The organism is Paracrocinitomix mangrovi, from assembly GCF_019740355.2.
Classification (GTDB): Bacteria; Bacteroidota; Bacteroidia; order Flavobacteriales_D; family Crocinitomicaceae; genus Paracrocinitomix; species Paracrocinitomix mangrovi.
Map to the genome: position 1 here is coordinate 2794474 of NZ_CP091819.1, position 14018 is coordinate 2808491.

Consider the following 14018-nt stretch of genomic DNA (forward strand, 5'->3'; position numbering starts at 1 on the left):
AACATAGTGTGTCAACTAATAACAGTTTTCTCTAAAGTTTTGATCGTAAAATTGTCCGCATCCATTTCAACCTTAATTCCTATTGGCAAAGTAAATTTAGGTTGAATATGTCCAAAACTGGCTCCTTGATATACAGGAAATGGGGCATTTGTAAAGTGCTGAGCAAAAATTTCTTCCAGAGTAAAAGACTTGTCCGGTTCTTCAGGAGTACATTTTCTAAAAGATCCGATAACAAGACCACTGATTTGCTTATAAACGCCTGCTTGTTTTAACTGCCATAACATTCTATCTACACGATAGGGTTCCTCTTTAATTTCTTCCAAAAACAAGATTTTGTTGTTCCAATTGGGTTCATATGAAGTTCCGACCATGGATGAAATAACCGTTAGGTTTCCTCCCACCAGTTTGCCGCTTGCTTTACCTCCTGTCCATGTTTTAAGATCGTCTTTATTATCATCAGGATTTTTCATTGTAAAAGGCTCTCCTAAAACAACATTCTTAATTACTTCGTCCGTTGTAAAATCATCCCAAGATGAGTATCCGCATGGCCCGTGATATGTAACTAATCCTGTTTTTGTATAAATGGCATTTACAAGTGAAGTGATATCACTAAAACCCATTATTACTTTTGGATTTTTTGCAATTACTTCATAATCCAACATGTCTAAAATTCTGGCACAACCCCAACCTCCTCTCATGGTTAAAATTCCTTTGATGTTAGTATCTTCAAACATCTCCATTAGTTCCTTTGCACGCATTTCATCATTCCCGGCTAAAAATCCGTCTTGTTCGTATAATGTTTGCCCTAATTTTGTGCGATATCCCAAGTTTTTTAATATCCCAACAATCTTATCTATATGTGCTTTGTTCCAAATAGATCCGGCAGGACCTGTAATTCCGATAAGATCATTTTTATAAAGTGCTTTTGGTTTAATACTGGGTTCTTTAATAGTTTCTTGAAATGATGAGAGGCTTCCTACGACTAAAGGAGTTCCCAGTGCAATGCTGGCAGAATGCTTGATGAAATTGCGTCTTTTCATAAGTTTAAATTAACGAATTCTATGCCAGTTTCATCAGTGCGGATAATAAAATGACTTAATTTTGTACAAAATATTTGAAAGATGGAAGAGAAAAGAGTACCAGTTACAATGTATGCTGAAATGACACCAAATCCTTTGACCATGAAATTCGTGGCCAATAAACATTTGTTAATGGATGATGCAAGTGTTGAATTTGGAAGCATGCAAGAAGCAAAAGGTTATTCTCCGTTAGCTGAGGCGCTTTTTGAGTTTCCATTTGTAGACAATGTTTTTATTGCCGGTAACTTTGTTACCGTTACCAAAACTGATAATGTTGACTGGGATTTTATCGTAATGGAATTACGAGAATTTATCAAAGAATGGATAGCACAAGGAAAGGACATTTTAGTAATGATGCCTCAAGGCGGCGGATCTAAAGAAGAAGCAGTAGCTGTAAAAAAGGAATTTGCTCCTTCAGAATTTGATGAAGTTATCATAGGATTGTTGAATGAATATGTTAAGCCGGCTGTTGAAAATGACGGTGGGGCAATTGATTATGTGGGATTTGAAGATGGTGTGGTGACGGTTGAAATGAAAGGTTCATGTTCAGGTTGTCCTTCATCCACAGCTACTTTAAAAGGCGGGATAGAGCAATTGCTAAAATCTAGTATTCAGGAAGTAAAAGAGGTGGTTGCCTTAAGCGTGTAAACCTATAATCTTGCCGGTTCTAAATACATTACCGGAGGATTTATTTCTTTCTCTGTAAACTTAATATCATAAGTTTCCAATTCGTCTAAAATTGGATCATAGATTTCTTTGTGAATCGGTAATTGAACACCTTTCATTTGGATGGTACCATTCAAGATCATTTTAGCACAAATTGCGCATGGCAACCCTACTGTATTACTCATGGCTGTGTAGGTTCGGTCTTCACCAATAGACACCATATGAGAATTGATTTCTTTAAATTCTCCGTCCATCTTGTAAACAAATTTATGCCACATGACGATCATGTCTTTATCGTCTGAACCTAATGCCCATTTTTCTTCTAAGATCTTTTGTAGGAAATAAGCAGGAGTTACGTCTTCTGTAAAACCCATTTTTTCTTTTTCGAAAATCCCTAGCCAAACCAATTTGTCCCAAACGATATCATCCATGTCTATTTTTAGATAATACCTTAGTTTTAGTTCAACTGAATCATGTAGGTTGTATGGCAGAAAAGCATTAATAAAATCTCTTTTGGTCATATCCTTACTACCTTCCAAGATGTAGGTGTCATCAGTTGCTCCCAATTGTACAAAACAATCCCAGGCCTTTGAAAAACCTTTTCTTCTGAATGTTCCTCTGTAAATGGTTGGGATATCATCTAATCCGTATTTTGATCGATATTTTAAAGAATCTCGATTAGCATACCCTTCAAATTCGCCATATCCTTCAATGTTGATAATTTCTGTTCTTCTAAACAGTTTATTGTAAGGGATGTACTTGTATTGACCTTCTTGAATGAATTTTGCAGCACTTCCTTGCCCTGCTAAAACAACGTTTCTTGGGTTCCAGGTAAATTTGTAATTCCATGGATTATCGTCACTTTCAGGGGCAATTAATCCACCTGTAAACGATTCGAAAATGTGCATTTTACCACCTTTTTCTTCGATTTCATCAAGAATTTTTTTGGCAGACATGTGATCAATTCCCGGATCAACACCTATTTCATTCATGATCAGGATTCCTGCTTCTTCGGCAGCCTCATTTAGTGCCACCATTTCTTTAGATATGTAGGAAGGTGTAATGAGGTTAGTTTTATACTTTATACAATCTTCTGCTACTTCAGTGTGAAATCTGGCGGGCAGCATAGAGATAACTAAATGAGCCCATTCAATAAGCGGTTGTCTTTCTGCCGGGTTTAAAGCGTCAATAGAAAACCCTTCTGCGCGATCACATCCCGCAACTTTAGCTTTTGCTAAATCTGCATTTTGATCAACTACTTTAATGTACCAATCTTCTTTTTCAGCATTTTGAGTGAAGTATCTCAACATTGAAGAGGCAGAAAGACCTGCTCCGATTACCAATATGTTTTTCATGAATGCTCGGCTTTAGTAATGACGAAATTAACAAGATTAATCACGAAAGCCGTGCTTATTGTGAAGAATTTATCAACGATTTTTTAGAACGTAAATGGTTTACGATCTGCCCCGCGAATATTGTATCAAAATTAAATGATATGAGCGCAACATTTACAGTTTATCAGCAACTTAAAGTTAAGGAAGTAACTTATGAATTAGGAGATGAGACGGTTACCGCTACTTGTGAAGTTAACAATGGCAGCAACGTATCTGAGATAAAAATTCAAATGACGCATTCAGATTTGAATCGCATTATTGCCAAAATCTCAGCCTTAGGATATGAATTCAAGGTTGAAAATGTTATTCATTTTGAATTGGACAATGGAGTGGAGGTAATCGACTACAAGTTTGAAAATGTATTTGGGGAATTGGTCACTTTAGATGAGTTCAGCTTTAATCAAAGAATATTAAAAATCAGAGCATAATGAATAGATTAATAAGACAATTAGGGATATCAGAAGATTTTACTTTGAAAACAATTATCAAAGTGGAAGAATTAATGAATCATGATATGATTTATATCTATCATCACATTGCGGTTGGAAGCGTATTAGATTTAGTTCCCGCTGGAAGCAATGTTATAGGTGATCCAAGATACGAGGTAAAATATGGACAGTTTAAATTGGGATACATAACCCTGAAAGGCTTAGTAAAATCAATTTTTGAAAAAGAAGAATGCCTGCAAGCCGAAGTGGCATCAGTAGGCAAGCAAAAGTTCATGCCGATTAAAGAACTAGATATTCAGTTAGGAGCAAAAACAATTAGAAAGGTAGGTTAAATAGCTGTCTTTGTCTAAAAAAGTTGGGAAATTAACAACCCTTACATTGTAAATTCCGTATTTAGATTAAATTGCATATCTTTACCGTTAACAACTCTCTTGTTTTGTGAATAACATCTAGGTTGTAACAAATAAGGGTAGAAAGTTGTTTTAGAAAGACATCAAAACTAAATCGGATGAAAAAGACCTTAATCGCCGGAACATTTGCAGGAGCTTTATTACTTGCTTCTTGTACAGATCATGAAGTAATTCCACCACCGGTTCCTATTGTTGACCTAGCATGTTTATGTGAAGGAACAATTACAACTCAAAATGGTGACAGCACTTTCACTTATTCTGACACTTGTACTTATTCTTCGACAAAAACCATTAATACTGGAACTCAATCAAACGCTCAATATCAAACTCAAATTTTGAATAGTGGAATGAACCAGGGATGGGAAGTTGAAATGAGATCTCTTTATTGGGATGATGATGGGTCAAATAATCCAACTTCAACAGAGTGGCAAGCTTATTTCAACGGAAATACACAACCAACTTATGCACCAGATGTTGCAGCTGATGGAGTTATTGTGAGATGGACAGATTCAAATGGAGCGGTTTGGGTAAGTGATACAGGACAAGTTTGTTTAAGTAACTTCACTTACAACTTGTTTACGTATGATTCTGATACAACTGGAGAATATATGGAGTTTGATGCTGTATTAAACGGACATTTAATGAACTCTGATTATACATTAGACAGTACTATTTGCTTTTCAAATGTGCACATTAAGTCAGCATTTAGAAGAGAATAACATATAGATAAAACATTGAATAAAAGGGAGGTTCTTGTGGAGTCTCCCTTTTTTTTATTAAATTGGTGTAACTTGGACACAAGAAATGGATGAAGTACTAAGAATCGCCATAATCGGAGATTACAATTTCGCCTACAATTCGCACAATGCGACAAATCAAGCTCTTCAGCATGCAGAAGAGGTGCTTGACCAACCCCTAAACTTTTATTGGATAAACGAGAAAGAATGTTGTGAACAGAACGAAACATTCTATGATAGTTATGACGGAATTTTAATTGCTCCGGGTCCATACAGACAACCATTTTATTTCAATTCTATTATCTCAAAATTATTGGAGAAAAATGTTCCGGTGCTGGGGACAGGAGATAGTTTTAAAAGCTTGGTAGAAACTTATTTCTCAAAAAGAGGATTTGATTTAGCCCAAGAAAAAATCATTTCGGATAACTTAATTGATGGTAACCAGTTTACAGGTGTTCAGCTGGATAAAATGTCAGATGAGTTTGAAAAGTTGTACTTCAACAAAGGAAATATTGAATATAGTTCATCAAGATTTTCAATTTTACCTCAATACTCAGACTTATTAAGTGAAGACTTTGAAATTGGTGCGCGAAATCAATATTTTGATCCGGAAATATTAAAATCCAGAAAGCACGATTTTATGGTATTTACCATGTTTTGCCCACAAGTGCTTTCAACATCAGATTTACCTCATCCAATATTCACTTACTTTATTAAGGCGGTAAGAAGAATTTATGACATTAAGACAAGTCAGTCTTAAACAACATCCAATTCAACAAGTACTTGATTTTTTTCAACGTTGTCAGACGAAACAACATTTACTTTTTTAATACTGCAATCGTTTTCAGCTTTAAGGACATTTTCCATTTTCATAGCTTCTAAGATCAAAATGGTGTCGCCCTTAGCAACTTTGTCTCCAGCTTTAACAGCCACATCTAACACTTTACCTGGCATTGGAGCCTTAATGTCAGTGTTTAGGTTGTCTACAGATCGTTTTATACCCATTTTGTCCAACACAAGGTCTAATTCATTTTTAAAGGCAATGTCATAAACGCGGTGACGGTGACGTACAGTCAATTCTTTGGTAGCCAAATCAACATTTAATACTTCAAAGACTTCTACATTTCCATCTTTCTCAACTTCAAAAACATTGTCCGATAAGTGACGAACTACACTTTTGCTCATTTCTTTATCTAGCGCTATTGTATTAAACTGATTCACCATAATAATTGAATAGGAAGCATAAAATTAATCATAAAAAAGGCTACTATAACCAATATTACAAGCTAAAATTAGGTTCTTTTTAGACGAACTTTTGTTTAAGCTCGTTTAAATGCGTGGTTTTTTGCTGAATTTTTCGCAAATTTACGTAGGTAGTATTGAGGAACAATAGGATGAGCAAAGATAAAGAAATCAACAAGTTAAAGGAGGAATTGCTTGCCCTAAAACAAGAGAATGAAAAATTACGCCAACAACTTAATTTCAGTAATATTACTCAAACGGTAACTACCCCTCAAGCCTTCCAAGAAATTTTTTTAAAAGCCGAGCAGAACGTTAGAAAGTATTTTAGCGACAGTGAAAGCATTGCTGAAAATGGTGAAATCAAGATTAGTGGTGAACGATACATTCTAGTTAGAAGTGCAGCTTTATCCTACGAATTTTTAGACGTATTTAAAGAATTATATAGCAATAAAACCAAAGAAGAAGCTACACAAATTGGGAACAATTTTTTATTTGACATTGCCCATGTACTCGGTAGAGAAGACGCCAAAGATTTTCACAAGAAAATGAAGTTGAAAGAACCAATTGAAAGGCTCTCTGCCGGTCCGGTTCACTTTGCGTTTACCGGTTGGGCCAATGTGGAAATTTTACCGGAATGTAACCCCGTACCTAATGAAAACTTTTATTTAAAATACCATCACCACAATTCATTTGAAGCGCAGTCCTGGATAAAGGCGGGTAAAAAATCTGAAATACCGGTATGTACTATGAATAGTGGTTATTCTTCGGGTTGGTGTGAAGAAAGTTTTGGAATACCCCTTACGGCAATTGAAATTGAATGTGAGGCACAAGGTGCTGAGAACTGTACGTTTATTATGGCGCCACCTAATCGAATCTATGAATATCTTAAAAAAGAAGATTCTAACCGAAAAGATGTGGAATATGAAGTGCCGGTATTTTTTGAACGTAAATACAACGAAGATCAATTAAGAGATTCTTTAAAGCAAAAGGAAGTGTTATTGCAGGAGGTTCATCACCGAGTAAAGAATAACCTACAGGTGATTTCAAGCTTGTTAAATCTTCAAAAAGAAAACATAAAAGACCCTAAACTTAGAAAGGAGTTTGATACAAGTATTGCCCGTGTAAACACTATGGCACGAGTGCAAGAAATGATTTATGGTAGCAAGAATTTATCTTCTGTAAACATTGAAAAATACATGTCAAAATTGATAAGGTCACTTTACCAATTTTTTGACCCTACGAAATCTAAATTCACTTTTGATGTTAACATAGATGTTGATGAAGTAAAGTTTGATCCGGATGTAGCTATTCCGCTGGGATTAATCATTAATGAAATTGCATTCAATTCCTTTAAACACGCCTTTGATGAGGAGGGTAATTTTTATATCAAATTGACCCAAAAAGGAGATCAGTATAAATTGATTGCAGGAGACAATGGTAAAGGGATAGACCAGGATGTTACGACCAATGGGATAGGTGTTTCTTTAATTAAAATTCTCTGTGATCAAATTGATGCAAAATTGACTATAGACAATTCAACAAAGGGTCTTGTTTACATTATGGAATTCAATATGAAGCGCTAAGCTTTTTTCGTCTTGAATAATCTTTGCAAGTCTTGCGGACGAATTACCAAATAGACACCAATAAAAACCAAGAAAGCACAAATTATCTTGGATGCACTTAGATCTCCGGTATAATCTTGTAATCCCCAAAGTGAGAATAGAATTACGAATAAGGTGGATAAAATGGGTTGTAAATAGATGTAAACAGCAGCAATTGCCGGACTTAGTTGTTTCATGGCAAAAACATTTAACAAATAAGGGACAAAGGTTACTCCTACCACTACAAAAAGTATAGCAAATAACTCAGAGGAGCTCAAAGCTGACCAATTTACTTCGGCCACTTCTTTGCTACTTGGCGCCCAAATCAACACATAGATTAATCCAAAGGTAAATACCCAGGTTATTACGGTTATTGGCCTATACTTTGACATTAGTGGTTTTACTAAAACCAAATAAAAAGCATATGAAGTAGCATTTAGTAAAATCAATATATCTCCTTCTCCGGATGCAAAGCCATCTGCTGAGTTTTGTAGGATAAAAAAGATAGAACCAATTGCACCAATCAATACACCTAAAACCTGTAAAAACTTCACCTTTTCTTTGAGTACAATGGCAGATAAAATCAACACCAGGATTGGCGTTGTGGTCATAATAATAGGTGCATTTATTGGAGAAGTACGCATTAACCCGTTAAAGAACAATGTTTGATTCACAGCTACACCAAACAAACCACAAATAGCCAACCTACCCAAGTCTTTTTTGTTGACTTTTTCATATTTAAAGGATAAAACAAGCCAAAAAAGAGCAACAGCTCCTAAACCTCGAATCAAAATAAAACCGTTTGGCCCAACCACATTGTTCATTAATCCTTTTGCCACTACATAGTTGATTCCGTACATTAATTGTACAACAAATAGTGCAAGATGAAACTGAAAGTGTCCTCGCATTTTAGCTGTTTGATACAGCTTCTTTAGCTGCAGCTACTGTTTTAGCAGCATTTCCAATAAAAATTTGATCATTATAAATCATAACAGGACGCTTTAAAAAAGTATACTCATCAATAATCAATTGACGGATATCTTTTTCACTGAGGTTTTTATCTGCCAGCCCCATTGATTTATACTTCATAGCTCTTTTAGAAAAAAGTACTTCTGCAGATCCCGCAAGTTTGATCATTTCATCAACTTGCTGAGGAGTCATTCTGTCTGTTTTGATATCCTGCAACTCAAAAGAATTGTCTAAATCCCATTCTTTTAATATGCGTTGGCAAGTAGAGCAGGTATGCAAATAATACACTTTTTTCATCAGCCTGATATTTTTAGAATTCAGCTTTTTTCGGAGTTCTAGGGAATGGAATAACGTCTCTAATATTGGTCATTCCTGTAACAAACATTACCATTCTTTCAAACCCTAACCCAAATCCTGCATGCGGAACTGTTCCAAATTTTCTGGTTTCTAAATACCACCACAATTCTTCTTCAGGGATATTGAATTCAGCAATTTTTTGTTTCAAAACATCATAACGTTCTTCTCTTTGTGAACCTCCAATGATTTCTCCAATTCCTGGGAATAAAATATCCATTGCAGCAACCGTATCACCCGGAACACCATCTTTCTTCTCATTTAATCGCATATAAAATGCTTTAAAAGAAGCGGGATAATCCGTGATTATAACAGGCTTGTTAAAGTGTTTTTCAACTAAAAATCGCTCGTGCTCAGATTGTAAATCAGATCCCCATTCAACCGGGAATTTGAATTTGTTCTTTTTGTAAGGCTTTGAGTTCAGCAATATGTTGATGGCCTCTGTATATGTAATTCTTTCAAAGTTATTTTCAACCACAAATTTTAAACGCTCAATTAAAGGCATTTCATTTCTTTCAGCCTGAGGTTTAGTGCTGTCTTCTTTAACTTCTCTTTCATTTAAGAATTCCAAATCATCAGCATTGTTTTCCATTATGTACTTCACTACATAAGTAAGAAAATCTTCTGCTAAATCCATATTGTCAACAATGTCTGCAAAAGCAACTTCCGGCTCAATCATCCAAAATTCTGCAAGGTGTCTTGCAGTGTTAGAGTTTTCCGCTCTAAATGTCGGACCAAAAGTATAAACCTTGCTCAATGCCAAGGCAGCCAATTCAGCTTCTAATTGACCAGAAACAGTAAGGTTAGTTTCTTTACCAAAAAAGTCTTCTTCCCAATTAACAGAACCGTCATCTTTCAATGGTGGGTTTTTTGGGTCTAAGGTTGATACACGGAACATTTCTCCTGCACCCTCAGCATCTGAACCAGTTACAATAGGAGTATGGATATAGTAATATCCATTGTCATTGAAGTATTTGTGAATGGCATATGCTACAGCATGTCTGATTCTGAAAACAGCACCAAAAGTGTTCGTTCTAAATCTCAAATGAGCCTGTTCTCTCAAAAACTCCATTGAATGTTTTTTAGGTTGCATTACCGTTTTACTTACTTCATCCGGATTTGCTTCTCCTAAAACTTCAATAGCAGATACTTCAATTTCTATTGACTGACCACTCCCTTGAGAGGCAACAACATTTCCTGTGACACTTACAGCAGCAGCAGTAGATACTTTTGAAAGGACAGACTCGTCTATTTTTTCAAAATCTACAACCGCTTGAATATTCTTGATAGTAGAACCATCATTGATCTGAATAAATCTATTAGATCTAAAGGCTTTTACCCATCCTTTAACATTTACTTCTGCGCCAATTTTCTCTTCGGCTAATAGTTGTTTGATTTCAGTTCTTTTCATTGTGCGTCAACACTTAATTTTCAAAAGACGCAAAGTTAGGATTCTTCAGTTAAAAAACTGATGACCACATTCATTTTTTACTGTGCAAAAAAGCACAATGGATAAGCCGGAAAAGAGAATGATAGAATTGTACTACTTCAAACTAACTTTAAAGTCAATTACTTTGGTTCCACTAGTTAATCTTCCAATATACATTCCGCTTGTTAATTCAGAAAGATCTACCTCAAAGAAAGTAGTTGTATTGTTAGCATTATTATCTGTGTAAACTAATTGACCTTGTTGATTGAATATGTTTAATTCAACTTGATTTAAAAACTCAGGTAACTCAACAAAGAATAATCCATTAGTTGGATTAGGGAAAATGTTGATTTCTGTATAGTCATAATCTTTAACAGACATAAAACCTGACTTAAAAATCTCGTCATTGTCAATTAGGAAATCTAAATCTTCTAACATTTGACCGCTTTGAGTAACGCTAAATGTGTAGGTAGATACTTGATTGTATCCAGGAAGATCAATCACAATGTCATAATTTCCAAGTGGAACATATGCAAATTCAAAGAACCCATTCGCATCAGTAGTAGATTGCGCATAGGTATTGTTGTCAACATCTCTTAAGAACACCTCAACTCCTTCTGCAAATACAATAGGAGCTTTCGTAAAGCCGTTTGGTCCATATCCTAAAGTACCATTAACTGTAGTTCCGCCACTTAAATTGATGCTTTGGAAAGGAGTGATATCTGCAGTATTAGTACTTGACAAGGCAGTATTTACTTCAGTTGCATTGATCCAGTCTATTACATCTGTATAGTAAGTTGCCACAACATCACTCATGTTAATTGGAACTGAACGTAACAAATAAGTTGCTTCAGCTGCCACAGTAAAGTCATATTGATTGCTACTGTTAACTGCTGCAGTGGCAATCAAAGAATAAGTATTTGGCGTAACGTTTGTATTTTTTTGATAAAGCTCCACAACTCCGTTATAAACCCCTCCATAAATGATGGTTCCGTTTATAGAAGTAATAGGAGTTACAGTAATTGTTAAGTTGTCAGAGAAATATCCATCAAATGAGTTTCCACAGTGTGAGCTCAAAACATTGCCAATAGAAATGTTTGGATTACTAAAATCAAAAAGCGCTTTGATATGGTTATCATTCAATACCTGAACAGAGTTACCTACGGGTAAAATAGTGAAGGTTCCTTGTGTCAGGTAAATAGTGTTGTCAGTTGCCTGCGAAAAATGTGTGTTTTCCGTTGTTATCGTTACCGGTAAAATTTGGTTGATTGCTCCTGTTTCAGGCGCAGTTGACATCAGTGCAGGAGGAGCAGTATTTGGTCCAACATAAAACCCATTGTTCAATGTAACCATGTCTCCAACATTGCTATCATAAACCTCAACATTATAGTTTCCTAAAGGAGAAAGGTTTGAAATTCTTACGTCAAAATCAACGGTTGTAGAGGTAACATTATTTACATTTAAAACCTCTAATTGTTGCGAGTTTTGAGTCACTTTGACTACAGTTGAAGTAGCAGCTGTAAAATTGGTGTTGGTTCCGCTTATTGAAACCGGTAAAGACCATGTTCCTGTATTAGCAGAATTGGGAGAAACTGAAGAAATGCTTTGAGCAAATGTGCTTAACCCTAACAATACGGCTGATGACACTAAAATTAACTTTTTCATATTTTGGATATAAATTCAGGCCAAATTACGGATAAAATTCCTTGAATCAAACAATTATCCGGCTAAGTATACATCAGCACAATACTTTCTGAGCTCATCTTCGTAACTTCTACTACTTTTTCTAGCCATAATGGATATCTGATACAATAGTTCTTCGCTTTGTAATGCACTTTCCAAAAACGCTTCAAAAGGAGGGTCATCATGCAGTTCCATAAGCCAATAACACTTAGCTTTCAGAATAGGAATCAAAATACTTTTGTAATGAGGTGGTTCCCATTCTGGTAACACTTTTAAAATTTCTAGCAAAGCCGGATCGATCTCTCCTTTGTTATACAAGACCGCCGCTTTATTTATAAGTGCATCTGAAAAAAGTGGATTTATTTTAATGGCTTTATCAAAATATGTTTCTGCTTGTTCCATTTCTCCCATGATGTAGTAAGTTGAACCAATATTGTTTAATACATGTACATGATATGGATTTCTCTTTTCAGCATCCAGATAAAGTTGCAATGCCATTTCAAAATTTTGTGCGCCATAATAGTAATTACCCTTGTACCAACTAATAGGGGTTGAAGTGGCATCTATAGTGTAGAAATCAGTGTTAATTTTTTCAATTTCAGTGATCTTTCCGTTGAGTTGATATTTAATTAAATGTTGCTCATTTTGGTAACGATAAATACTTATCCAAGCTACCAGAATCAATAGTATAAACCAGGTTGATTTTAAAATCCATAAATAAACATTTCCAACAGCTTTGAGCCTTTTTATAGATATTGCCGGGATAATTCCTAAAATGAACAAGGTGGTTAATTCAATTCGTTCAAAAGGAAATGAGAAAAAGGCAATTGCTGAAAAGCAAAAGAAGATAGACAAGCTGACAAATTTGAAAAACACATCTTGTTTCCATTTGATGATTTTCAAGAGGATAAATCCGAAAATAAATAACAGCAAAATCAAACCAACTACTCCTTGTTCGGTTAAAATATGGACAAACTCGTTGTGTGCTCTTTGATAATAGACTTCACTTTGCTCAGCCTGTGTGAATCTAAGAGGAGAATTTAATATTTGAATTTTCCAATCTGCAGTTCCCTGACCAATAATTGGACTTTCCTGCCAGATGTCAATTGAGTTCTTCCAAATTCTGAGTCGTTCATTTCCGCTTCCATAATTGGTTTCTAACAGATAAGAAATTTTGTTGTTTCCGGATTTTGCGACAATAAAAAAGGAAGAAATGGCTAAAAAGGGCAACAATAAAAGAGTGATTTTTAATTTTTTGTTTTTCACTTTTAATGTCCAAAAAATGAAAAGAAGCATGGGATAAATTCCAAAAGCTATAAGGTATGCTGTTCGGTTTTGGAGTAAGAGGATCAATGCTAGAAAAAGCAACACAATGATTCCGGTAAAGATATTTTTCCAATAACTTTTTGACCAGAGTGAAATAATAAAGGGAATGCTAATAGTCAAAAATTGAGCAAATTGGTTTCGGTGCCCGAATGAATAACGGTATTGATATGTGCTTTTGTGGCTATATACGCCTTGAATAATATCATTCAGAATATCATAGAGTGTATACACGACAAGTGGAGTAAGTAGGACAATCAATATGATTGCTATTATCTGCCAGCCACTTTTGAGCAGTTCAAGTTGTAGGATTATAGTGGTTGAGACAATACTTAGTAGTGGCGGTATTAGTACTAAAACGCCATCCCAGGGATTATTTGATCTGAGTGAATTAAGCCCAATGAAAAGAAGTAGAACTAAAACTGTGATTTGTAAAATTGGGTTGACTTGATATTCATTTTTCAATAGCAGAAGTGGAGTTATCAAGAGAGCTGCTAAACATATCCATTTTGGAAGGGTTGAATAGTTCTGAATGTCTCCTGCTTCCACATAAATGAAAATAGCAAACATCAAAATCAATAATATGATTTTCAAATCTGTTATGTCCAGGATTTTCTTCACAATTGTTTTAGGTATAGCGTTCTAAATTAATGATCCTATGTAATTCAAATCACAAAAGAAC

Annotated in this window: 14 protein-coding genes; 6 read left to right on the forward strand and 8 right to left on the reverse strand. The window is 35.1% G+C overall.

Annotated features, from left to right (window positions below; translation table 11 throughout):
• Nucleotides 1-11: 11 nt before the first annotated feature.
• Nucleotides 12-1040 (reverse strand): S66 peptidase family protein, encoded by a 1029-nt coding sequence (locus tag K6119_RS12805; RefSeq protein WP_221832281.1) that lies wholly within the window; start codon nucleotides 1038-1040, stop codon nucleotides 12-14.
• 81 nt (nucleotides 1041-1121) lie between these two features.
• Here K6119_RS12805 and K6119_RS12810 point away from each other — a divergent pair, with 81 nt between their 5' ends.
• Nucleotides 1122-1727 carry a NifU family protein gene (locus K6119_RS12810; protein WP_221832283.1) on the forward strand — a complete coding sequence of 202 codons (606 nt, stop codon included), beginning with the start codon at nucleotides 1122-1124 and terminating at the stop codon, nucleotides 1725-1727.
• Between the two features lie 2 nt (nucleotides 1728-1729).
• Here K6119_RS12810 and K6119_RS12815 read toward each other — a convergent pair whose 3' ends face one another.
• Entirely contained in the window at nucleotides 1730-3100 is a 1371-nt protein-coding gene (locus tag K6119_RS12815) for a saccharopine dehydrogenase family protein (protein WP_221832285.1), read from the reverse strand.
• A gap of 140 nt (nucleotides 3101-3240) precedes the next feature.
• Here K6119_RS12815 and K6119_RS12820 point away from each other — a divergent pair, with 140 nt between their 5' ends.
• From K6119_RS12820 to K6119_RS12835, 4 genes are all read left to right on the forward strand, one after another.
• Nucleotides 3241-3567, forward strand: a complete 327-nt coding sequence (locus K6119_RS12820) for a hypothetical protein (RefSeq protein WP_221832287.1) — start codon at nucleotides 3241-3243, stop codon at nucleotides 3565-3567.
• Nucleotides 3567-3920 carry a hypothetical protein gene (locus tag K6119_RS12825; protein WP_221832288.1) on the forward strand — a complete coding sequence of 118 codons (354 nt, stop codon included), beginning with the start codon at nucleotides 3567-3569 and terminating at the stop codon, nucleotides 3918-3920. Before K6119_RS12820 ends, K6119_RS12825 begins: the two co-directional genes overlap by 1 nt.
• Before the next feature lie 176 nt (nucleotides 3921-4096).
• Entirely contained in the window at nucleotides 4097-4717 is a 621-nt protein-coding gene (locus K6119_RS12830; protein ID WP_221832291.1) for a hypothetical protein, read from the forward strand.
• A gap of 85 nt (nucleotides 4718-4802) precedes the next feature.
• The gene (locus K6119_RS12835; protein ID WP_221832293.1) at nucleotides 4803-5495 is read left to right on the forward strand and encodes a hypothetical protein; all 693 of its coding nucleotides are present in this window, start codon (nucleotides 4803-4805) and stop codon (nucleotides 5493-5495) included.
• On the opposite strand, the gene K6119_RS19440 is transcribed toward K6119_RS12835, so the two are convergent.
• Nucleotides 5492-5959 (reverse strand): acyl-CoA carboxylase biotin carboxyl carrier protein subunit, encoded by a 468-nt coding sequence (locus K6119_RS19440; RefSeq protein ID WP_221832296.1) that lies wholly within the window; start codon nucleotides 5957-5959, stop codon nucleotides 5492-5494. The two genes, K6119_RS12835 and K6119_RS19440, sit on opposite strands and share 4 nt — an antisense overlap.
• 170 nt (nucleotides 5960-6129) lie before the next feature.
• On the opposite strand from K6119_RS19440, the gene K6119_RS12845 reads away from it, so the two are divergent.
• Nucleotides 6130-7560, forward strand: a complete 1431-nt coding sequence (locus K6119_RS12845; protein ID WP_221832298.1) for a histidine kinase dimerization/phosphoacceptor domain -containing protein — start codon at nucleotides 6130-6132, stop codon at nucleotides 7558-7560.
• Here K6119_RS12845 and K6119_RS12850 read toward each other — a convergent pair.
• The 5 genes from K6119_RS12850 to K6119_RS12870 all read right to left on the reverse strand — a co-directional run bounded on the left by K6119_RS12850 (nucleotide 7557) and on the right by K6119_RS12870 (nucleotide 13906).
• Nucleotides 7557-8486, reverse strand: a complete 930-nt coding sequence (locus tag K6119_RS12850; RefSeq protein WP_221832300.1) for a DMT family transporter — start codon at nucleotides 8484-8486, stop codon at nucleotides 7557-7559. The genes K6119_RS12845 and K6119_RS12850 overlap by 4 nt on opposite strands.
• Nucleotide 8487: 1 nt before the next feature.
• The gene (locus K6119_RS12855; protein ID WP_221832302.1) at nucleotides 8488-8844 is read right to left on the reverse strand and encodes an arsenate reductase family protein; all 357 of its coding nucleotides are present in this window, start codon (nucleotides 8842-8844) and stop codon (nucleotides 8488-8490) included.
• Between the two features lie 13 nt (nucleotides 8845-8857).
• Nucleotides 8858-10312, reverse strand: coding sequence for an asparagine--tRNA ligase (gene asnS / locus K6119_RS12860; RefSeq protein ID WP_221832304.1), 1455 nt, complete (start codon nucleotides 10310-10312; stop codon nucleotides 8858-8860).
• Nucleotides 10313-10444: 132 nt separating this feature from the next.
• The gene (locus tag K6119_RS12865) at nucleotides 10445-11995 is read right to left on the reverse strand and encodes a T9SS type A sorting domain-containing protein (protein WP_221832306.1); all 1551 of its coding nucleotides are present in this window, start codon (nucleotides 11993-11995) and stop codon (nucleotides 10445-10447) included.
• 54 nt (nucleotides 11996-12049) lie between these two features.
• Entirely contained in the window at nucleotides 12050-13906 is a 1857-nt protein-coding gene (locus K6119_RS12870) for an O-antigen ligase family protein (RefSeq protein ID WP_237828170.1), read from the reverse strand.
• Nucleotides 13907-14018 lie beyond the last annotated feature (112 nt).